This window comes from Streptomyces sp. (assembly GCF_031181705.1).
Lineage (GTDB): Bacteria > Actinomycetota > Actinomycetes > Streptomycetales > Streptomycetaceae > Streptomyces.
Genome location: NZ_JAPSKN010000048.1, coordinates 13,261 through 34,686 on the forward strand (window position 1 = coordinate 13,261; position 21,426 = coordinate 34,686).

A 21,426-nucleotide genomic window follows, 5' to 3' on the forward strand; every position below is an offset into this window, starting at 1 on the left:
CCCCCGGTTTCCTCTGAGCACCGGGCCGAACCGGCCCCTCGGCGTTACTTCTGCAGCACCGACAGGTCCTCGTCCGCCTCCGGCACGGCCACCGTCCCCCGGTCGTCGGGGAGCGTCTGCACGGTGAACGCCGGGACGCCGCCCTCCGTCGCCGCGAGCGTGCGGGCGCCGTAGACCGGGCCGCCGGAGACCGGCTCGACCGTCAGCGCGAACGTGCCCTTCAGGCCGGCGGGGACCGGGGGCTCGATGTCCTGGGTCGTGCCGGCCCTGATCGTGTACGTCTTCGACACCGGCGTGCCGCCCTCGCTGCCCGCCGAGGCGGTGACCTTGACGGTGGCCGCGCGGCCGGGGGCGGTCAGGGACAGGGTGCTGTCCTCGGCGCTGTTGTCCGCGGACGTCGCGCGCGTGCCGACGGGGCGGGTGGCCGGGATGTACGCCGACTCCTGCTTGCCGTCCTTGCCGCGCACCACCTGTACGGCCGCCACCACCGGCACCGACCGGTCCGTCGGCGTCAGCACCAGGGAGCCGGCCTCGCCGCGGGTCACGTCACCGAGGTCGACGGCGGTCGTCATGCCGCCCTTGACGTGGACCGTCTCGTGACCGGCCGGGGTGATCAGGCCGGAGGGGGAGGCCAGGCGCACCTTGAGGTCCGCGTCGGCGTCGCCGGGGGCGAAGGCGACCAGGCGCACGGAGGTGGCGTCCTTGGGGATGCCGGGCAGCACCAGACTGCCCGCGGGGTCGGCGGACGCGGCCAGCCAGTCGCCGCCGATCCTGTCGTCCAGGGCCTGCACGGCGGCGCCGACCCGTCCGCTGCGCACGTTGACGTGCACGGTGAGGCCGGACTGCTCCTCGTCGGTCAGGGTGGACAGCAGGACCGGGTCGGTGGAGTGGGGCTGGACCGTCAGGCCCTCCCCCACCGCCGACTTCAGGGCGCCGTCCTTGCCGTACAGCTCGATGTCGACCACGGCCGCCGAGTCGTCGGGGTTGGTCAGGTGGACGTAGTCGGTGCGGTCGGCCGCGGTGCTGACGCCCGGGAACCAGAAGTCCGTGTCGGGAGCGGTGCAGTTGACGCCCTGCAGACCGCGGCCGGTCCCGGCGGCGACCTCGGTTGTCTCCTGGACCGTCCAGCCCGGCGCGAAGCGGCCGTCGGCGGTACCGACCAGGGCGGGCGCCTCGGCGCCGGAGCTGTCGGCGGTGACGGGCTCGCCGGGCTCCTTGGGGGCCAGCACGGGCTTCCCGGTCTGTTTTCCGGTCTGCTTTCCGGTCTGTTTTCCGGTCTGTTTTCCGCCTGACTCGCCGTCGTCCTCGCCCGCGGCCGGTCCGTCCGCCGACTGCTGTGCCGCCGCGCGGAGTTCGGCCTTGCCGCCGCTGCCGGTGCCCTTCGTGACGGGCGTGAAGGAGGTGTAGGACGTCTCCGCGATGTCGGACGTGCTGGGCGCGGGGCACAGCAGGCTCGTGCGCTCCACGGGCAGTTGGGCGGCCGCCTTGGCGGTGGTCTCCGCGCCGGGCGCGTCCGGCTGGGACAGCGCGGCGAAGCCGGTGACGGCGGCGAGCGCGGTCGTGCCGGCGATCAGGGACAGGGTCGTGCGGTTCACTGCTGGCTCCCGTCGGGACGCTCACTGCCCGTGCCGTGGGGGTGATGCTGCTGCGCCGGGTCGTACGGCGTGCCGTAGCCCTGGGTGTAGGCCTGGTCGTAGCCCTGCTGGTCGTAGCCCTGCTCGTCGTAGCCCTGCTGGTCATGGGACGGGGGCTGGGGACCACCGCCGTACGCGTACGGGTCGTACTGGCCGCCCTGGTACGGATCCGCCTGGTACTGCTGCTGCCCGTAGGCGTCGGCCGGGTACGGGGCGTTCCGGTACGGGTCGGCGTAGCCGGCGTGATCGCCGCCCGGGTAGCCGGTGGTGTCCCACTGGCCGTGGTTCTGCTGGGGGACGCTCACCGGGGGCTGCTCGGCCTGCGGGGGCGGGAACTGCGGGAACTCCTCGGGCTCCGGCGCGCCTTCCGTCTCGGCCTCCGCCTGGGCGCGCAGGCGGCGGGCACGGCGGCCCTCGCCGGCGACGGCCTGGGCGGGGGCGGCGGGCTCCTCGGGCAGGTCGTCGTCGATGTCGCGGCGCCGGCCGGGCAGGGCGAGCACCACCAGGACCAGGGCGAGCGCGCCCTGGGTCCACAGCCAGGCGGTGTGGCCGATCGGCTCGTCGTAGGTGACGTCCAGCCGGCCGCCGCCGGCGGGGAGTTCGAAGCCCTGGGCCCAGCCGTCGACCGTGGTGGGGGTGAGCGGCTTGCCGTCGAGGGTGGCGGTCCAGGCGTCGGAGGCGGTGTCGGCCAGGCGCAGGACACGCCCGCCGGCGCCGGCCGGGAGCGTGGTGTGGACCTCGACGGGGCCCGCCGCGACCGGCTGGGGCGTGCCCGAGCCGGAGGCGGGGACGATCATGGCGCGGGCGACCTCGCGGTCGATCCGCCACAGCGCGCCGCCGCTCTGCTGGCTGAGCCGGGTCAGGCCCGGCGTGGCGTCCAGGACGCGGGTGATCTCGCGGGGCGTGCCCTGCTGGACGAGGACGTAGCGCACGGCGAAGCCGCCGAGCTGGTCGGCCTGGTCGGCACCGGAGCCCGCGACCAGGTTGGCGACGACCTTGTCGAGCCGGCTGTTCTCGCCGTCGGCCGCGGCGATCTCGCCGTCGCCGAGGCGGGCGCCGGAGCCGCGCACCAGCATGTAGCCGACGTGGGCGCCCGAGTCGCTGTCGAGGACGAGGGTGCGGGCCTGGTCGCGGGTGCCGCTCTCCTCAGCCACGAACGCGGGGACCTGCGTGGGGTCGCGCCGCTCCAGCGGTCCGTCGGCGCCGCGGATCATCCAGCCGGCGGCGATCAGCAGCGGGCCCGCGGCCGAGGCGAAGGCGATCAGGGCGGCGACCGGCTGGCGCCAGCCGAAGCTCTGCTCGGCCACGCGCGCACGTGCCCCGTCGGCGCCGAGCGCGGCGGCCGCGAGGAGGGCGATGCCGTAGACGAGGGTGGCGGGGCCGGCCCAGGCGGAGCCGTTGGACAGCACCGCGAAGACGTAGCCGATCAGGGCGGCCGTCCAGGCCGTGCGGATGCCCGCCTGGCGTTCTCGGCGCAGCAGGGCGGCGAGCGCGGCCAGCACGATGCCGATGAGCATCAGGCCGCTGACGGTGCCGGGGCCGCCCGGGCTGGCGCCGAGCAGGTCGAGGGCGGAGGCCGCCGAGGGGCCGTACTCCAGGCCGGCCTCCCGGAAGAAGCCGAACGGGAGCAGCGTCAGCGACCAGGGCGCGAGGAGCAGCAGGGGTGTGCCGAGCTGGGCGAGGAAGCGCAGCCCGTAGGCCGGGAGGTCGGACCGGCGCAGGGCCAGCAGACCGAGGCCGAGCAGCAGCGCGACCGGCCACACCACGGGCGTGAACGCCGTGGTGATGGTCAGCAGCAGCGCGTACGCCCAGGTGGCGCGCCAGCTGCCGCGCGTGCCGGCCGGGTTGGCCAGGCCGCTCGCGGCGATGCCCGCGCGGGCGACGAGCGGCAGCAGCACCGCCAGCACGGCCGTGCCGATCCGGCCGCCGGCGAGGGCGCCGGTGGCGGCGGGCAGGAAGGCGTAGACCACGGCCGCCCAGGCGCGCAGCAGCCGGGACTCGACCAGGGGACGGGAGGCGAAGTACGCGGTGAGGCCGGCCAGCGGCACCGAGCAGACGAGCAGCAGCGTGACGGCGAGGCCGGCCGAGCCGAACAGCAGGGACGCCAGCATCGCCACGATCGCCACGTACGGGGGCGCGGCGGAGGTCCCGCCGGCGCCGACCGGATGCCAGGCGTCCAGGTAACGCGCCCACAACTCGGCGGAGTCGGCCGGGGCGGGCAGCAGCGCGCCGCCCGCGAGGGCACCGCCGCCCAGCAGCGCGCGGCAGGCGGCCAGGGAGACGAGCAGGAGCACCAGGAAGAGCACCGGGCCGGGCTTGCGCGCGATGCGCTTGAGCCGGGCGAACTGCTCGATCTCCAGGAAGTCGGCGTCGTCGCCGCCCGGGCCCGACTCGACGGCTCCGCCGTGCCGTCCGGCGCCGGAGGCGATCTCCGGGTCGGAGCGGCCCACGAGGTCGCCTGCGACCTGCTCGACGGTGGCCCGGATGGTCGCGCCGGGCGGCGGGAACAGCTGCCGCAGCTCGCCCTTGTCGATCTGAGGAGCGCCTCTGCCGCGCCGCCCGGCGAGGATCCGCTCGGGCCGCAGCAGCGTGCCCATCAGGCCGCGGATCTCGTCGACGGCCTGTCCGGGCACCTTGCCGACGAGGTAGGCGAGGGTCCGCAGCAGGGTGCCGAGCACGATCCGCAGCAGCACCCAGGGGAGCACGGCCGTACGGGAGTTGACGAGCAGGGTGTAGACGGCGCCGGCCTTGTCGACCTTGTGCGGGGAAGCGGCCGTGCGGCCGACGCAGTCGACCGTGCGGCGCTCGCGGGAGGCCGCCTCGGCGTGCCGGACGACCGCCTCGGGGGCGACGAGGACGCGGTAGCCGGCCGCGTGGGCGCGCCAGCACAGGTCGACGTCGTCGCGCATGAGGGGCAGGTGCCGGTCGAAGCCACCGAGCTGCTCGAAGACGTCGCGGCGGATCAGCATGCCGGCGGTGGACACCGACAGCACGGGCCGGACGTGGTCGTGCTGGCCCTGGTCCTGCTCGCGGCGGTCCAGGCCGGTCCAGCGGCGGCCGGAGTGGGCGATGGTGACGCCGACCTCCAGCAGCTGACGCCGGTCGTACCAGCCGCGCAGCTTGGGGCCTACGACGGCGACGTCCTCGCGGCCCAGCTCGTACTCGTTGTCCACGACCCGCAGCAGCTGGGCCAGGGCGTCGGGCTCGGGGGCGCAGTCGTCGTGCAGCAGCCACAGCCACTGGACCGGCTCGCCGTGCGGGAGCTCGGGCAGGTCGTAGGCGTCGTCGCGCCACGAGCGCGTGACGGGGTCCCAGCCGCTGGGCCGCTTCAGGTACGGCAGTTCCTCCGGGGTGAGGTGCGGGGCCGTGCGGTCGCACTCCTCGACGGCCTGGCCGAAGCCCGTGCGGCGGGCCAGGTGCAGCACGCGGTCGGCGCCGAGGGCGTCGGTGACCAGCTGGGCGGAGTCGTCCGCGCTGCCGGTGTCGGCTCCCATCGCGTACTGGACGGGCCGCTCCTGGCCGAGCAGTCCGGCCAGCGCGTCGGGCAGCCAGCGGGCGCCGTCGTGGGAGACGAGGACCGCGGTCACCACATGACGCGGGAACTCAGGTGTGGCAGCGCTGTCGTGATGAGCTGCCGGGTGGCTGTGCACGGACATCGAGGTACGGGCCCCGGTTCGGTGGACTGCGGTGGACGCCCGCGACCGGTGGGGGCAGCGTGGCGTCTCGGACGAGCGACCACACTATCGGCTGCGCAACAAGGGGGCCCGCCGCCTGTGGACAACCCACCCGCGACGGGCCGTTCACACCGGGGGCCGGGTCAGACGGCCGCCTTCTTGAGCCGGCGGCGCTCCCGCTCGGACAGGCCGCCCCAGATGCCGAAGCGCTCGTCGTTGGCGAGGGCGTATTCGAGGCACTCGGAGCGGACCTCGCAGGCGAGGCAGACCTTCTTGGCCTCCCGGGTCGAGCCGCCCTTCTCGGGGAAGAAGGACTCGGGGTCGGTCTGGGCGCACAGTGCGCGCTCCTGCCAGCCGAGCTCCTCGTCCGCGTCGTCGACCAGCAGTTGCTGCACCGTCTCGGTCATGTGCGCCCCTCGTCTGTCTTTCGCGTCCCCGTGATCTAGCCGTTACCGATTCCGGCTGAACGACACGAGTGAAATTACAAGTGTGCGGCTCCGGGCGAGTCAAGCCGAGATCTGCTATTGAGCCCCTTATTCACTCTGCGGAACCAAGCCCATGCGGAAAGTGTTCAAATCACCATAAAACCTGACACACAGACGGAGCCCCGAAGGGCTCACGCTGTCCGCCGGACCCCTCGCAGACCTCTGTGGAGAAGGACGCCCAGGAGTTCGATCCCGTTCCGACACGTCCCTCGAAGCGAACCGGATCACATTTGGATCACGAGTGCGCAACGGGGTTTGTCCGTCCGGATGGACGCCATGTGTCCCGGCAAGGCCATGAACAAACCTTTCATCTGAGGGATCGACCGGATGAGGTGAACCACATCCCACATACCGGGTGCCGAGTTGACAGTGCGGGTGTGAACCGGTGTCCTTGTGGGCATGCTCGCGAACTTGGCACTCACCACGACCCGCACCGCCGGGTCCGTCGGTGCTGCCCACGCTCGCTGTAGCTGTTGCTGTTCCAGCTGTTGAGCCCCACCCGCTCCAGCTGAAGGCCGGGCCACCCGTCTCCCGGCCGCCGTTCCCTCTGACCTTCTTTTCACTGAGGAACCACCACACCCATGAACAGCGACAGCGACCTCCAGATCGCCGGCGACATCCTCGAGGTCACGCACCTGCTCCAGACCCCGCGGGAGCATCCGTCCACCGTCGCCGATTTCGTCGGACTCGCCCGCACCCTCGCCGAGGACCGCTCCCAGTGGGAGCACCTCGTCCGCTACGACGCGACCAGCCGCTGGTACCACCGGCTGCGCAGCGGTCCGGGCTACGAGGTCTGGCTGCTGTCCTGGGTGCCCGGGCAGGGCAGCGGGCTGCACGACCACGGCCGTTCCTCCGGGGTGCTGACCGTGCTGGAGGGCACGCTGACCGAGCGCACGGAGCGGGGCACGCGCGCGTTGCGCGCGGGCGCGCAACGCGTGTTCGCGCCGGGGTACGTACACGAGGTGGTGAACGACGCACTGGAACCGGCGGTGAGTCTGCACGTGTACCACCCGGGGCTGACGGAGATGCCGATGCACACGGCCCCGCACTGCGACGCCCGCACCGAGCCGGGCGCCGTCACGGCCTGACCGGTGCGCGTCGCCGGTTGTCCACAGCCGCGCACCGGTTGTCACAGGCGCCTGCGAGACTGGCTCCCATGCGCATTGTGGTTCTGGCAGGCGGCATCGGTGGTGCCCGGTTCCTGCGTGGTCTGAAGCGGGCCGCGCCGGACGCGGACATCACGGTCATCGGCAACACCGGCGACGACATCCACCTCTTCGGGCTGAAGGTCTGCCCGGACCTCGACACGGTGATGTACACGCTCGGCGGCGGCATCAACGAGGAGCAGGGCTGGGGCCGGGCCGACGAGACCTTCCACCTGAAGGAGGAACTCGGGGCGTACGGCGTCGGGCCCGAGTGGTTCGGCCTCGGCGACCGGGACTTCGCCACGCACATCGTGCGGACGCAGATGATCGGCGCCGGGTACCCGCTGAGCGCGGTGACGCAGGCCCTGTGCGACCGGTGGCAGCCGGGCGTGCGGCTGATCCCCATGACCGACGACCGGGTCGAGACCCATGTGGCGGTCGAGATCGACGGGGAGCGCAAGGCGATCCACTTCCAGGAGTACTGGGTGCGGCTGCGCGCCTCGGTGCCCGCGCAGGCGGTCGTGCCGGTCGGCGCCGACCAGGCGAAGCCCGCGCCGGGCGTCCTGGAGGCCATCGCCGAGGCGGACGTGATCCTGTTCCCGCCGTCCAACCCGGTGGTGTCGATCGGCACGATCCTCGCGGTGCCCGGCATCCGGGAGGCGATCGCCGAGGCCGGGGTGCCGGTGGTCGGCCTCTCCCCCATCGTCGGTGACGCGCCCGTGCGGGGCATGGCCGACAAGGTGCTGGCCGCGGTGGGCGTGGAGTCGACGGCGTCGGCGGTGGCCGAGCACTACGGGTCGGGCCTGCTGGACGGCTGGCTCGTCGACACGGTCGACGCGGGCGCGGTGGAGCGGGTCGAGGCGGCCGGGATCCGCTGCCGGGCCGTGCCGCTGATGATGACCGACACCGACGCGACCGCGCGGATGGCCCGGGAGGCGCTGGCCCTGGCGGAGGAGGTGCGCGGCGCGTGAGCGGTGACGAGCAGCGCACCGGCGGATACCGGGTGTGGGCCGTGAGCGGGCTCCCCGAGGTCGCCGCCGGGGACGATCTGGCCAAACTGATAGCCGCCGCCGAGCCCGGGCTGGCCGACGGGGACATCCTGCTGGTCACGTCGAAGATCGTGTCCAAGGCGGAGGGCCGGATCGTCCGGGCGGCGGACCGGGAGGCCGCGATCGACGCCGAGACGGTCCGGGTGGTCGCCCGCCGGGGCAGCCTGCGGATCGTCGAGAACCGGCAGGGCCTGGTCATGGCCGCGGCCGGGGTCGACGCCTCCAACACCCCTGCCGGCACGGTGCTGTTGCTGCCCGAGGACCCGGACGCGTCGGCCCGTGCCCTGCGCGAGGGGCTGCGCGACGCCCTCGGCGTCGACGTCGGGGTCGTCGTGACCGACACGTTCGGGCGGCCCTGGCGGGCCGGGCTGACGGACGTGGCGATCGGCGCCGCCGGAGTGCGCGTGCTCGACGACCTGCGCGGGGGCACGGACGCCCACGGCAACCCGCTCAGCGCCACCGTCGTCGCCACGGCCGACGAACTCGCCGCCGCGGGCGACCTCGTCAAGGGCAAGGCAGCCGGGCTGCCCGTCGCGGTGGTGCGCGGGCTGTCCCGCGTCGTGGGGGAGGACGGCGGAGAGGGGGCGCGGGCCCTGGTGCGCGGCGCCCGCGACGACATGTTCCGCCTCGGCACGTCGGAGGCGGTCCGGCTGGCGGTGACCCAGCGGCGCACGGTCCGGGCCTTCACGGACGAGCCCGTCGACCCCGGTGCCGTACGGCGGGCGGTGGCCGCGGCCGTGACGGCGCCCGCGCCGCACCACACGACGCCGTGGCGGTTCGTGCTGCTGGAGTCGCAGGAGTCGCGGACGCGGCTGCTGGACGCCATGCGGGAGGCGTGGATCGCCGATCTGCGGCGGGACGGAAAGTCGCAGGAGTCGATCGCCAGGCGGGTGCGGCGCGGGGACGTCCTGCGCAACGCGCCCTACCTCGTCGTCCCCTGCCTGGTCATGGACGGCTCGCACACCTACGGGGACGCGCGGCGGGACGGCGCCGAGCGGGAGATGTTCGTCGTCGCCGCCGGTGCCGGCGTGCAGAACCTCCTGGTCGCGCTGGCCGGGGAGCGGCTGGGGTCGGCGTGGGTGTCCTCGACGATGTTCTGCCGGGACGTGGTGCGCGAGGTGCTGGAGCTGCCGGCGGACTGGGACCCGATGGGCGCGGTGGCGGTGGGACATCCGGCGGAGGAACCCCGGCCGCGGGCGGAGCGGGACCCGGGGGCGTTCATCGAGGTGCGGTGAGGAAGGTGGGGTGAGAAGGACCGGCCGGGGCCTACCCTCGTAGGGCCCTCACGGTCTTCGTCTCCTCACCCAGGGACTCATCCATGGCAGGACGGTTCGCTCCCCGGCCCCCGCGCACGACGGTGCGCGGGGGGCATGTCGCCGTGGGCTCGGGCGTGCCGCGGCAGGCGGCGGGGCCCGGGCGGGTGCGGGAGTGGGTGCCGGACGGGCCGCTGGACCTGGGGCTGGTGCTCGGGCCGTTGCGGCGCGGGCCGGGGGATCCGACGTTCCGGGCGATGCCGGACGGGTCGGTGTGGCGGGCCGCCCTGACGCCGGCCGGGCCGGGGACGCTCCGGGTGTCCGCGGCCGGTGGCCGGGTCCGCGGGGAGGCCTGGGGGGCCGGGGCCGAGTGGCTGCTGGAGCGGTTGCCGGAGCTGCTCGGGGCGGCCGATGACCCGTCGGCGTTCGTGCCGCGGCACCGGCTGCTGGCGATGACGCGGCACCGGCGGCCGGGGCTGCGGCTGACGCGGACCGGGCTGGTGCTGGAGTCGCTGATCCCGTCGATCCTGGAGCAGAAGGTCACGACCGACGAGGCGTACCGGGCGTGGCGGCTGCTGGTGCGCAAGTACGGGGAACCGGCGCCGGGGCCCGCGCCCGGGCGGATGTACGTGATGCCGGCGCCGCGGACCTGGGCGCTGATCCCGTCCTGGGAGTGGCATCGGGCCGGGGTCGACGACAAGCGGGCGTCGACGATCCTGCGTGCCGTCCGGGTCGCCGCGCGGCTGGAGGAGGCCGTGCGGATGGAGCCGGTGGCGGCCCGGGCGCGGCTGGAGGTCGTGCCGGGGGTGGGTCCGTGGACGTCGGCGGAGACGGTGCAACGCAGTCACGGCGCGGCGGACGAGGTGACGGTCGGGGATCTGCATCTGCCGGGGATCGTCGGGTGGGCGCTGGCCGGGGACCGGGACGCGGACGACTCCGTGATGCTGGAGCTGCTGGAGCCGTACGCGGGGCAGCGGCACCGGGCCGCCCGGCTGATCCTGCTGAGCGGCCGGGTGCCGGGGCGCAGGGCGCCGAAGATGCCGCGCTGGGACATCGGGCAGATCTGAGCGACTGCCCGATGCCCTGGGCTCGGCGTCGGTGCTGAGGCGGCCGTCGCGGCCCGGCCCGGCGAAGCGGGCCGGCGGCCCTCTACTGGTCCGGCGAGAAGCGGACCGCTCCCGCCGGGATCCGGGCGTCGCACCATATGCGGGCGCCGTCCCGGAGTTCGTTGTCGGCGCCGATCACCGCGCCGTCGCCGATGACCGTGCCGGTGAGGACCGAGCGTTCACCGACGCGGGCCCGGCTGCCGATGAGGGAGTCGGTGATGACCGCGCCGGGTTCGATGACCGCGCCCGGCAGGATCGTGCTGCCGAAGACACGGGCGCCCTCGGCGACGAACGCGCCCTCGCCCACCACCGTGCCGCCCGACAGCTTCGCGTCCGCCGCGACCGTCGCCGTCGGCAGCACCAGGCGGTCGCCGCAGCGGCCGGGTACCGCGGGGGACGGGGCCCGGCCCAGCACCAGGTCCGCCGAGCCCCGGACGAAGGCCGCCGGGGTGCCCAGGTCCAGCCAGTACGTCGAGTCGACCATGCCCTGCAGGTGGGCCCCGGCCGACAGCAGGTCGGGGAACGTCTCCCGCTCGACCGACACCGGCCTGCCGGGCGGGATCGTGTCGATGACCGAGCGGCGGAAGACGTAGGCCCCCGCGTTGATCTGGTCGGTGACGATCTCCTCGGGCGTCTGCGGCTTCTCCAGGAACGCCAGCACCCGGCCCGTGTCGTCGGTGGGGACCAGGCCGTACGCGCGCGGGTCGGTCACCTTCGTCAGGTGCAGGGAGACGTCCGCGCCCGTCGACTCGTGGGTGTCGACCAGGGCCCGGATGTCCAGGCCCGTCAGGATGTCGCCGTTGAAGATCAGGACCGGGTCGTCGGGGCCGGAGTGCAGCCGGGAGGCGACGTTGCGGATGGCGCCGCCCGTGCCGAGCGGCTCCTCCTCCGTCACGTACTCCAGGTGCAGGCCCAGCGCGGAGCCGTCCCCGAAGTACGGCTCGAAGACCTCGGCGAGGTAGGACGTGGCCAGGACGATGTGCTCGACGCCCGCCGCTCTCGCTCTCGCCAGCTGGTGCGTGAGGAAGGGCACCCCGGCCGCCGGGACCATGGGCTTGGGCGTGTGCACCGTGAGCGGGCGCAGCCTGGTGCCCTTGCCGCCGACCAGGAGGATCGCTTCTGTCACGTGTCGTCTCTGCTTCCTGCCGGGACCGGCCGAACTGTCTTTCGGCCGGTCAGTGTATGCAGACCGTTCCGTGGCGCCTTCGCCGGCCGTGCGGCAGTTCCGTCCCCTGTCCCCGCATGCCCCCGACGGCGGTCGAACGTGTGCTCAGCGGCCCTGGTACCGGGCCGCCTTGGAGCGGGCCGAGCCGAGCTTGCCGTAGAGCTTCCGTCCCGGACACTCGGTGATGAAGCCGTCCCGGTGCCCGGAGATCACGTTCAGTCGTACTTTCTTACCTTTGCGGTGCAGATTGCTGCCAGCCGACTTCAGGTAGGTCTTTCCCTTCGGATTCACGCGGTACAGGCCCAGCTTCCACGCGGTCAGCCGGGCGACGGCCTTGACGGCGGCCTTCGACGGCTTCTTCGTGTCGTACGACCCGAGGACGGCGATCCCCATGCTGTTGCTGTTGAAACCGAGGGTGTGCGCGCCGAGGACCGGTCGCGCCACGCCCCCGGCGCGGCCCTCGTAGATCTTTCCGCACTTGTCGATGAGGAAGTTGTAGCCGATGTCCCGCCACCCCATGCTCCGGACGTGGTAGCGGTAGATACTGCGGATGAGTGACGGGACCTGCGAGCAGCGGTAGTTGTTGCCGCTGGCGGTGTGGTGCACGAAGGCGGCCCGGACCTTCTTGGTGTACCGGAAGCCGCTCTCCCGCAACCCCTCGTCCGCCCCCCAGCCGCGTCGCGTGACGATACCCGGGCGCGGTCCGACGTACGGCTTGGCGCGCAGTTGCCGCTCCGTCAGCTCGCCGGCGTTGAGGGCGAGGAACTCCCGCTCGGTCTCCGCCCGGTTCAGGGCAGCGATCTCGGTGGCGCCCAGGGGGGCGAGGTCGGCGTTGACGGCGGAGGCCTCGGCGGCGGCGGAGTTCTCGCCGGCGAGGGCGGCGGTGCGGGGACCGTCCGCCGGGGCGCCGGGCGGCGGGGCGTCGTCGCCCGGGTCGACGAGTTCGAGCCGGAGACCGGACGGGAGCGGGGGCGCGGCGGGCAGGTTGCGGGCACCCGTGCCGTGCTGCGCGGGGCCGTGTTCCGCGCTGCCGGACCCGGAGCGGACCCGGAGTTCCACACCGTCGGAGTCGCCCACCCACAGCGGGGCGGTGGCGCCGCGGACGCGGCCCGAGGCGCTCTCGGCGGTGTTCCGGTCGGCGCCGTGGTCGGCGTTGTGCGTCTGCACGTCCTGCCAGCCGGACCAGGTGCCGGTGTCCGCGGCCCGGGTGCGGACCTGGACGCGCCCGTGCAGTTCGGCCTCGGGGTCGTCCCAGACCACGCCGACGAGGGAGAAGTGGCGTACGGCGCGGCGGTGCAGGCCCTGCTCGGTGGCGGGGGCGGAGGGGGTGGCGCGGTTGCGGGTGAGGGGTTCGAGGGGGAGGGACTGGGTGCTGCCGGGGGTGGCCGGTTCGGCCGCGCGCCGGGTGGTCGTGGCGGTGGCCGGGGTCCCCGCGTGGGGCGCCGGTCTCGCCGCCGTCGCGGCTTCCGTGGTCGGCACCGGTCTCGCGGTCGCCGCGACGGCGGGCGGGGTGAGGGGAAGGGCCAGAGCGGCCGCACAGGTGACACCGATCGAGGAAGCAAGGAATCCACGCATGCCCCTGATCTTGGACATAGTCGTATAAGTCTGTCCATTTGGGATTTGACGGTCCGTCGGTCGCGTTCGGCCGAACCGGTGGCCGATCCGGGGCGGGGCGAGCGCCGGGCCGTTGGGGCACGGGGGGTGCGGCGCGTACGCTTGCGCGGGTGAACGCCACCGATCGCACCCCCGCCGACCTGCTGGGTTCCGCGCTGGCCGCGGATCCGGGACGCCCGCTGGTGACCTTCTACGACGACGCCACCGGCGAACGGGTCGAACTGTCCGTGGCCACCTTCGCCAATTGGGTGGCCAAGACCTCGAATCTGCTCCAGGACGAGCTGTCCGTCGAGCCCGGCGACCGGGTGGCGCTGCTGCTGCCGGCGCACTGGCAGACGGCGGTGTGGCTGCTGGCGTGTTCGTCGGTGGGCGTCGTCGCCGACGTGACGGGCGATGTGCGCGCCGCCGACGTGGTGGTGAGCGGGCCGGACCGGCTGGAGGCGGCGCGGGCCTGTTCCGGGGCCCGGGTCGCGCTGGCGCTGCGGCCGCTCGGGGGGCGGTTCCCGCAGACGCCCGAGGGGTTCGTCGACTACGCGGTGGAGGTGCCGGGGCAGGGGGACCGCTTCGTGCCGTACGCGCCGGTGGACCCGGAGGGGCCCGCGCTGATCGTGGCCGGGCGGGAGTTCAGCGGGGCCGAGGTCGTGGAGCGGGCGCGGGCCGAGGCGACGGGGCTGGGGCTGACCGGGCCCGGGTCCCGGATCCTGTCGGGGCTCCCGTACGACACGTGGGAGGGGCTCAACGCGGGGCTGTACGCGCCCCTGGCGACGGGCGGTTCCGTGGTGCTGTGCCGGAATCTGCAGCAGGCGGGCGACGGGGTGCTGGACAAGCGGGTGGAGAGCGAGCGGGTGACGGCCATCGCCCGGTAGGGCGCTCCGGGGCACCGGGCAGGGCGGGTCTCCCGCGGCCCCTCCCCCGGACGCCCCCGGCCCCTCCCCCGTCCGGCCCATCCCGACCCCGCCCCGGCCGTCCATCCACGCCATCGTCGTAGGAGCACTGCGCGTGGGACGTGCCGGCGTCAGGAGGGGTGGTTGCTGCCGTGGGCTACAGGGTCGGGCCGGGCGTGGGGGCGTCCGCCAGCGGGCGGGGGCTGCTGCGGCGGCGCCGGGCGCGGTGGGTGCGGATCGCGGCGCTCGCGGCCGTCGGCCTCCTCGTGGCGGGCGCGGCGGCCGGCTGGGCCGTGTACGCGAAGCTCAGCGGCAACATCACCCCCGACGAGGCGGCCGCAGCCGAGCTCAGACGGTACGAGAAGGAGCGGCCCACCTCGCTGGTCAAGGACGCGCGGAACATCCTGCTGATCGGCTCGGACTCCCGCCGCGGCGACGACAACGCCCGCTACGGGCGCGACTCGGGCACCGAGCGGTCGGACACCGCGATCCTGCTGCACCTGTCGGCGGGGCGGCGCAGCGCCACCGCCGTCTCGCTGCCCCGCGACCTGATGGTGGACCTGCCGGCCTGCCGGCGCCGGGACGGGTCGCGCAGCGCGCCGCGGTTCGCCATGTTCAACCAGGCGTTCCAGGTGGGCGGCTCGGCCTGCACCATCCGCACCGTCGAGAAGCTCACCGGCATCCGCGTCGACCATCACGTCGTCGTCGACTTCCACGGCTTCAAGGAGATGGTCGACGCCGTCGACGGCGTCGAGGTGTGCCTGCGGGAGCCGATCGACGACCGGGCCGCCAGGCTGCGGCTGCCCGCGGGGCGGGTGACGCTCGACGGCGAGCAGGCCCTCGGTTACGTCCGGGCCCGCAAATCCCTGGGCGACGGCAGCGACACGGAGCGCATGGAACGGCAGCAACGATTCCTCGGAGCGCTCGTCAACAAGGTGCGCAGCAACGACGTCCTGCTGAATCCGGCGAAGCTGTATCCGGTCCTGGACGCGGCCACGTCCTCTCTCACCACCGACCCGGATCTGGCGAGCCTGCGCGGCTTGTACGAACTCGTGCGCGGTCTGCGCGACATCCCCATGGAACAAGTGCAATTCCTGACCGTCCCCCGGGAGTCGTATGCGTACGACGCCAACCGCGACCAACTGGTGGAGCCCGAGGCGGACCGGCTGTTCGAGCGGCTGCGAACGGACACGCCGGTGGTGATCGCGCGGGACGCGCCGCGTGGTTCCGCCCCTTTGCGGCCCACCCGTGCCCGTGACGGGTCGTACGGGGATTCGTACGCGGGGCCGTTCTCCGCGCCGGTCGTCACCGTTTCTCCGCCACCGACGTTCGAGGGGAACACCGCGGCCGAGGACACCTGCGCGTAAAGCGGGCGCCAAGGCACCTTCAACGTAACGAACTCTTCATCTGGGAAATGGGCGAATTGCCCAGGTGTAGGGACGTGGAATTTGTCACCGCCGTCGCTCTGCACTGAAGTGGGCGGTTAATGTGAGCGATCCGGTGCGCCCGGCCCTGAGGACGGTCCTGAGGTCGCGCACTGTGTGACCGAGACCCGGGCGCCTTGGTGGGGGAGGCGCCGCGTGCCCCGACGGAGGAAACAGGCAACCGTGGACGCGCAAGGCCGTGGGCGGGCGGACGACATCGACCCCGCAGACCAGTGGGTACTCAACCCGGACACCGGCGAATACGAACTGCGACTGCCCGCTTCCCCACCGCAGTCGGGCGTGCCCTCGCCCCGCAGGCCGTCCGCGTCCGGCGCGGGCCCTCGCGCACGCTCCCGCACGCAGGCGCCGGGCCGTTCCCGCACCGACGCCCCCGGCCGCTCCGGAGCGCCGGCGTCCGGCCGCTCGCGGCCCGAGACGCCCGGCCGTGCGGTGCCGTCGCCGCGCAGACGGCGCGGGGCACCGGAGGAGCCGCTGCCGGGACGGCGCGGGCGGCGGCCGGCCAAGGCCTCGAAGGGCAGGAAGGCCCTGCTGTGGACCGGCGGCACGCTGGCGTTCGTGCTGGTCGCCGGCGCGGGTGCGGCGTACTTCTACATCGAGCACCTGAACGACAACATCGCCTCGGTCTCCGACGACGGCGCCAGCACCGGCGGCTTCCAGAAGGACAAGGCGATCAACATCCTGCTGATCGGCACCGACAAGCGCACCGGCGCGGGCAACGACAAGTACGGTGACGCGGGCAGCCCCGGCCACGCGGACACCACGATCCTGCTGCACGTCTCCAAGGACCGTTCCAACGCGACCGCGCTGAGCATCCCGCGTGACCTCGTCACCGACATCCCGGACTGCCCGACCACGCAGGAGGACGGCAGCCAGAAGATCATCCCCGGCACGCCGAACGCCCGCTTCAACACCAGCCTCGGCCAGGACGGCCGCACGCCGAGCTGCACCATGCGGACCGTGACCGAGCTGACCGGGATCAAGCCGGACAACTTCATGGTCGCCGACTTCAACGCCGTCAAGACGCTGACCAGCGCGGTCGGCGGGGTCGAGGTCTGTCTGGCCAAGGACATCGACGACCCGGACTCCAAGCTGAAGCTGTCCAAGGGCACGCACACCATCGAGGGCGAGCAGGCGCTGGCCTTCGTGCGCACCCGGCACTCCGTGGGCTTCGGCGGCGACCTGAGCCGGATCGGACTGCAGCAGCAGTTCCTCAGCGCGCTGATGCGCAAGCTGAAGTCCAACGACACCCTCACCAGCCCCTCCAAGATGCTCGACCTGGCGGAGGCGGGCACCAAGGCGCTGACCGTCGACTCGCAGCTGGACAGCATCGGCAAGCTGAAGGACCTCGGCCTGGAGCTGGGGAAGCTCAACGTCAAGAACCTGACCTTCACCACGGTCCCGGTGGTCGACAACCCGGCGGAGAAGGTCAAGAGCACGGTCGTCCTCAACGAGTCGACCGCTCCGCAGGTCTTCGACATGATCAGGAACGACGTGTCCTTCACGGCCGTCAAGGAGCAGAAGAAGAAGGAAGCCGCCGCGGTGGCCGCCCGGCTGAAGGGCAGCAAGGCCCCGGCCTCCGAGGTGCGGGTGCGCATCCTCAACGGCGGTGCCGTCGCCGGCAGCGCCCAGGAGACCCTCAGCTGGCTGCAGAACGAGGAGGGCGTCACCAAGTCGGAGAACGCCGGCAACGCCCCCGCGCAGCTGGCGAAGACGACCCTGGAGTACGCCCCCGACCAGGCCGCCCAGGCCCGTCGCCTCGCCGATCTGATGGGCCTGTCGGGGTCAGCGATGAAGCCGGGCGAGAGCGTGGACAACTCCCAGGGGCTGCCCGCGATGACACTGACCCTCGGCAAGGACTTCAAGGGTGCGGGCATCTCCCTGACGACGCCCGCGAAGGCGCCCGAAGGGGTGCAGAAATCCACGGCCGACAAGGTGGAGTGCGCCAAGTGACCTCATTCCAGCGGGTGTTCACCGAACCCCCGGCAAACGAATGGGCGGTATTGCCCAGTTGTAAGAACGTGGAGTTTGTCACCCACGTCGCTTGACGCCGAAGTGTGCGGATAGTGTGTGCGATCCAGTGCTCTCATCCACGAGGTCCGTCCCGGGGACGGGCACTGCTTGACCAACACCGTGCGCCTTCCGGGGGAGGGCGCCGCGTGGCCCGACGGAGGAATCAGGCAACCGTGGACGCGCAAGGCCGTGGGCGGGCGGACGACGTCGACCCCGCAGACCAGTGGGTACTCAACCCGGAGAGCGGCGAGTACGAGCTGCGACTGCCTTCTTCCGCACCGCAGTCGTCCGTTCCCGGCCCCCGCGCCTCCGGCCCGCGCGGCGCCGGAGCGGCGGGCGGCTCGCGTGCCCGCCGGACCGCCGCCCCCGCCCGGCGGCCCGCAACCTCGGCCCCGGGTGGCGAGGCGGCGTCCCCGCGCGGACGCGCCGGTGCCCCGGCCGAGCCGGCCGCGGGACGGCGCGGGCGCCGCCCCGCGCCGCAGAAGTCGAAGGGCAGGAAGGCCCTGATGTGGACCGGCGGCTCGCTGGCCTTCGTGCTGGTCGGCGGGGGCGCGGCCGCCTACCTCTACTACGAGCACCTCAACGACAACATCACGTCCGTCTCCGACGACGGCGCCGGCACCGGTGGGTTCAGCAAGGACCGCGCGATCAACATCCTGCTGATCGGCACCGACAAGCGCACCGGCGAGGGCAACGAGGGCTACGGCGACCAGGGCAGCTCCGGGCACGCGGACACCACGCTGGTGCTGCATGTCTCCAAGGACCGCTCGAACGCGACGGTGCTGAGCATCCCGCGTGACCTGATCACCGACATCCCGGACTGTCCGACGACCCAGGAGGACGGCACGGAGAAGGTCATCCCGGGCAAGCAGCGCACGCGCTTCAACGAGAGCCTCGGGCAGGAGGACCGGACGCCGAGCTGCACCATGCGCACGATCACCGAGCTCACGGGTCTGAAGATGGACCACTTCATGGTGGCCGACTTCAACGCGGTCAAGACGCTGACCAGCGCGGTGGGCGGGGTCGACGTGTGCCTGGCCAAGGACATCAAGGACAAGGACTCCAAGCTCGACCTGCCCAAGGGCGAGCACACGATCGAGGGCGAGGAGGCGCTGGCCTTCGTCCGGACCCGGCACTCCGTGGGCTTCGGCGGCGACCTGAGCCGGATCGAGCTGCAGCAGCAGTTCCTGGGCTCGTTGATGCGCAAGCTGAAGTCCAACGACACGCTCACCAGCCCCGGCAAGATGATCAAACTGGCGGAGGCGGGCACCAAGGCGCTGACCGTCGACTCCCAGATCAGCACGATCAGGAAACTGGCCGATCTCGGGGCGGAACTCGGCAAGTTCGACACGAAGAACCTCACCTTCGCGACCGTGCCCGTCGTCGACAACCCCTCGGAGACGGTCAAGGCGACGGTGGTCCTGAAGCAGCCGCAGGCCCAGCAGCTCTTCGCGATGGTCCGGGACGACGTGTCGCTGACCGAGGTCAAGCAGCAGAAGAAGAAGGACAAGGACGCCGAGGCCGCCCGGCTGAAGGGCAGCAAGGCCCCGGCCTCCGAGGTGCGGGTGCGCATCCTCAACGGCGGTGCCGTCGCCGGCAGCGCGCAGGAGACCCTCAGCTGGCTCCAGGTCAGGGAGGGCGTCACCAAGTCGGAGAACGCGGGCAACGCGCCCGCGGGGCTGGCGAGGACGACCCTGGAGTACGCCCCCGACCAGGCCGCCCAGGCGCGCAGGCTGGCCGCGATCCTGGGCCTGTCCGGGTCCGCGATGAAGCCGGGCGAGAGCGTGGACAACTCCCAGGGGCTGCCCGCGATGACACTGACCCTCGGCAAGGACTTCAAGGGCGCGGGCGTGCCACTGACCACTCCGTCGAAGGTCCCGGACGACGTGCGGAAGTCCACGGCCGACAAGGTCGAGTGCGCGAAGTGACCTGACCGTCCTTTCCCGCGTCTCACAGGTGGGCGGGACATGCCCGGACATACGGGCCGGGTGTACATCCGAGCGGGCATGTCAGGTGTCCAACCAGGAGCGGGAACCGCCGTGTCCGGCGAAGACCGGGAGATCCCCGGTCCGGACGGACGCGGTTCGCCGTGATCCGAACACGACGCGGGACGGGCCCGCGGGTCGGCCGTAGGGGTGGGGAGGCAGGGTATGGCGCAGAGTGACGTGCGCGGAGGCGGCACCCGGCGCGACGCGGGGGGCCTGGTCCAGGACGAGCGTCCGGGAACCGCGGTGGCCGCCGCGGGCGGGGACGGCTCGGACAAGGGCGGCCCGGGCCTGCGGCGCGGCCGGCCCCGGGGCGGCGGGCGCCGGATACTGCGCTGGTCCGCGCTGGTGCTGTCGGTCCTGATACTCGGGACGGCCGGCGCCGGATACCTGTACTACCGCCACCTCAACGCCAACATCGACAAGGGCAAGCGCAACGCCGGCGACTCCGACGTCCGGCGGTCCGAGCCCAACGCGGCCGGCCAGACCCCGCTGAACATCCTGTTGATCGGCTCCGACAGCCGGAACTCCGCGGAGAACGTCAAGCTCGGCGGCAGCAGGGACAACGTCGGCAGCAAGCCGCTGGCCGACGTGCAGATGCTGCTGCACGTCTCGGCCGACCGGGAGAGCGCGTCCGTGGTGAGCATCCCGCGGGACACCCGGGTGGACATCCCCAAGTGCACCGACCCCGACACCGGTGAGACCTACCCGGCGAAGAACACGATCATCAACGAGTCGCTCCAGCGCGGCGGGCCGGGCTGCACCCTGGCCACCTGGCAGGAACTGACCGGCGTGTACATCGACCACTGGATGATGGTCGACTTCGCCGGCGTGGTGGACATGGCGGACGCGATCGGCGGCGTCCCGGTCTGCGTCAACCAGAACGTGTGGGACCGGCCGCTGCCCGGCCAGCGCGGCGGCTCCGGTCTGAAGCTCAAGGCCGGCACGCACAACGTGCAGGGCAAGCAGGCGCTGCAGTGGCTGCGCACCCGGCACGCCTGGGGCAGCGACCCGCTGCGGGCCAAGGCGCAGCACATGTACATGAACGCGATGATCCGCACGCTGAAGAAGCAGAACGTCTTCACCGACACGGGCCGGCTGATGGGCCTGGCCGAGGCGGGCACCAGGGCGCTGAAGGTGTCCGAGGAGATCGGCACGGTCAAGGAGCTGTACGACCTGGCCATGCAGCTGAAGTCGGTGCCGACCAGCCGGATCACGATGACGACGATGCCGTGGATCGAGGACCCGCTGAACCGCAACCACCTGCTGCCCAAGCCGGTCGACGCGGACAAGGTGTGGGCGATGCTGCGCGACGACGTCTCCTTCGACAAGGGTGGCAAGGCCGGCGCGGGCCCGTCCCCGGCCTCGGCCCGGGCCACCGGGCCCGCCGCCGCGCCCGCGGAGGGGCTGTCGGTCACGGTCGTCAACGGCACGGCGGGCGAGCAGGGTGCGGCGGTGCCGAACCGGGCCGCCGCGATCGTGGCCGCCCTGCAGCGGGAGGGGTTCGTCCGGGCGGTCGCCTCGCGGGAGCAGGACCCGCAGGCCCGGACGCGGGTGACCTACCCGGAGAGCACCGGGGCGCAGGGCAGGGCCAACGCGCTGTCGGTGGCCGAGGCGGTCGGCATCCCGAGCGGCCAGGTGCGCGCCACCGACGACGTCACGACCACGCTGGTCATCGGCGCCGACTGGCGGGAGGGCACCAGCTATCCGAAGCAGGAGCCGGTGAAGGCGGGCGATCTACCCGACAGCGCGGACGCGCTCACGGCGGACAAGAAGGAGTGCATGGACGTCTACCGCCCCTACCGGTGGTGAGCCGGGCCGCGGCATGACCACGGGGCCTCGCCGTCCGGACGGGAGGACGGCGACCCCGGTGCGTCACCGAAGGCCGACGGCGCGACGCCCCGACGGGACGGCACCGACGACCGCACCCAGCGCACCGCCCGACGGCGGCGCGCGGTCGGGCGCTGGGCCGACGGC

Annotated in this window: 14 protein-coding genes; 9 read left to right on the forward strand and 5 right to left on the reverse strand. The window is 73.1% G+C overall.

The window, feature by feature from the left end:
* Nucleotides 1-44: 44 nt before the first annotated feature.
* The 3 genes from RIN80_RS12295 to RIN80_RS12305 form a co-directional block, all read right to left on the reverse strand.
* Complete coding sequence (locus tag RIN80_RS12295; RefSeq protein WP_309095603.1) at nucleotides 45-1,595, reverse strand: DUF5719 family protein; 1,551 nt, start codon at nucleotides 1,593-1,595, stop codon at nucleotides 45-47.
* Complete coding sequence (locus RIN80_RS12300) at nucleotides 1,592-5,290, reverse strand: glycosyltransferase (RefSeq protein ID WP_309095604.1); 3,699 nt, start codon at nucleotides 5,288-5,290, stop codon at nucleotides 1,592-1,594. Before RIN80_RS12300 ends, RIN80_RS12295 begins: the two co-directional genes overlap by 4 nt.
* Nucleotides 5,291-5,451: 161 nt before the next feature.
* On the reverse strand, nucleotides 5,452-5,715 hold the full coding sequence (locus RIN80_RS12305) for a WhiB family transcriptional regulator (protein ID WP_010034659.1): 264 nt from the start codon (nucleotides 5,713-5,715) through the stop codon (nucleotides 5,452-5,454).
* Nucleotides 5,716-6,374: 659 nt separating this feature from the next.
* On the opposite strand from RIN80_RS12305, the gene RIN80_RS12310 reads away from it, so the two are divergent.
* The 4 genes from RIN80_RS12310 to RIN80_RS12325 all read left to right on the forward strand — a co-directional run bounded on the left by RIN80_RS12310 (nucleotide 6,375) and on the right by RIN80_RS12325 (nucleotide 10,307).
* The gene (locus RIN80_RS12310) at nucleotides 6,375-6,881 is read left to right on the forward strand and encodes a cysteine dioxygenase family protein (protein WP_309095605.1); all 507 of its coding nucleotides are present in this window, start codon (nucleotides 6,375-6,377) and stop codon (nucleotides 6,879-6,881) included.
* A gap of 68 nt (nucleotides 6,882-6,949) precedes the next feature.
* Nucleotides 6,950-7,909 (forward strand): 2-phospho-L-lactate transferase, encoded by a 960-nt coding sequence (cofD, locus tag RIN80_RS12315; protein WP_309095606.1) that lies wholly within the window; start codon nucleotides 6,950-6,952, stop codon nucleotides 7,907-7,909.
* Entirely contained in the window at nucleotides 7,906-9,222 is a 1,317-nt protein-coding gene (locus RIN80_RS12320; protein ID WP_309095607.1) for a coenzyme F420-0:L-glutamate ligase, read from the forward strand. The genes cofD and RIN80_RS12320 overlap by 4 nt, the downstream gene beginning before the upstream one ends.
* 83 nt (nucleotides 9,223-9,305) lie before the next feature.
* Entirely contained in the window at nucleotides 9,306-10,307 is a 1,002-nt protein-coding gene (locus RIN80_RS12325) for a DNA-3-methyladenine glycosylase 2 family protein (RefSeq protein ID WP_309095608.1), read from the forward strand.
* Nucleotides 10,308-10,389: 82 nt separating this feature from the next.
* On the opposite strand, the gene RIN80_RS12330 is transcribed toward RIN80_RS12325, so the two are convergent.
* Together RIN80_RS12330 and RIN80_RS12335 are read right to left on the reverse strand one after the other, a co-directional pair.
* Nucleotides 10,390-11,472 carry an NDP-sugar synthase gene (locus RIN80_RS12330; protein WP_309095609.1) on the reverse strand — a complete coding sequence of 361 codons (1,083 nt, stop codon included), beginning with the start codon at nucleotides 11,470-11,472 and terminating at the stop codon, nucleotides 10,390-10,392.
* A 144-nt stretch (nucleotides 11,473-11,616) separates the two neighbouring features.
* Nucleotides 11,617-13,086: a peptidoglycan recognition protein gene (locus RIN80_RS12335; RefSeq protein ID WP_309095610.1), complete on the reverse strand. Its 1,470-nt coding sequence runs from the start codon at nucleotides 13,084-13,086 to the stop codon at nucleotides 11,617-11,619.
* A gap of 149 nt (nucleotides 13,087-13,235) precedes the next feature.
* Between RIN80_RS12335 and RIN80_RS12340 the strand changes: the two genes are divergently transcribed.
* From RIN80_RS12340 to RIN80_RS12360, 5 genes are all read left to right on the forward strand, one after another.
* On the forward strand, nucleotides 13,236-13,991 hold the full coding sequence (locus RIN80_RS12340) for a TIGR03089 family protein (protein WP_309095611.1): 756 nt from the start codon (nucleotides 13,236-13,238) through the stop codon (nucleotides 13,989-13,991).
* A 170-nt stretch (nucleotides 13,992-14,161) separates the two neighbouring features.
* A complete protein-coding gene (locus tag RIN80_RS12345; protein WP_309095612.1) occupies nucleotides 14,162-15,376 on the forward strand; it encodes an LCP family protein in 1,215 nt (404 codons plus the stop codon).
* Nucleotides 15,377-15,616: 240 nt separating this feature from the next.
* Nucleotides 15,617-17,404 (forward strand): LCP family protein, encoded by a 1,788-nt coding sequence (locus RIN80_RS12350; RefSeq protein WP_309095613.1) that lies wholly within the window; start codon nucleotides 15,617-15,619, stop codon nucleotides 17,402-17,404.
* Between the two features lie 233 nt (nucleotides 17,405-17,637).
* Nucleotides 17,638-19,392, forward strand: a complete 1,755-nt coding sequence (locus RIN80_RS12355; RefSeq protein WP_309095614.1) for an LCP family protein — start codon at nucleotides 17,638-17,640, stop codon at nucleotides 19,390-19,392.
* A 222-nt stretch (nucleotides 19,393-19,614) separates the two neighbouring features.
* Nucleotides 19,615-21,261 carry an LCP family protein gene (locus RIN80_RS12360; protein WP_309095615.1) on the forward strand — a complete coding sequence of 549 codons (1,647 nt, stop codon included), beginning with the start codon at nucleotides 19,615-19,617 and terminating at the stop codon, nucleotides 21,259-21,261.
* Nucleotides 21,262-21,426 lie beyond the last annotated feature (165 nt).

Bases quoted from the DNA above. Each gene is read 5' to 3' on its own strand.
- RIN80_RS12300 (WP_309095604.1), bottom strand. From the start codon at position 5,290: ATGTCCGTGCACAGCCACCCGGCAGCTCATCACGACAGCGCTGCCACA.
- RIN80_RS12305 (WP_010034659.1), bottom strand. From the start codon at position 5,715: ATGACCGAGACGGTGCAGCAACTGCTGGTCGACGACGCGGACGAGGAG.
- RIN80_RS12310 (WP_309095605.1), top strand. From the start codon at position 6,375: ATGAACAGCGACAGCGACCTCCAGATCGCCGGCGACATCCTCGAGGTC.
- cofD (WP_309095606.1), top strand. From the start codon at position 6,950: ATGCGCATTGTGGTTCTGGCAGGCGGCATCGGTGGTGCCCGGTTCCTG.
- RIN80_RS12325 (WP_309095608.1), top strand. From the start codon at position 9,306: ATGGCAGGACGGTTCGCTCCCCGGCCCCCGCGCACGACGGTGCGCGGG.
- RIN80_RS12335 (WP_309095610.1), bottom strand. From the start codon at position 13,086: ATGCGTGGATTCCTTGCTTCCTCGATCGGTGTCACCTGTGCGGCCGCT.
- RIN80_RS12360 (WP_309095615.1), top strand. From the start codon at position 19,615: ATGGCGCAGAGTGACGTGCGCGGAGGCGGCACCCGGCGCGACGCGGGG.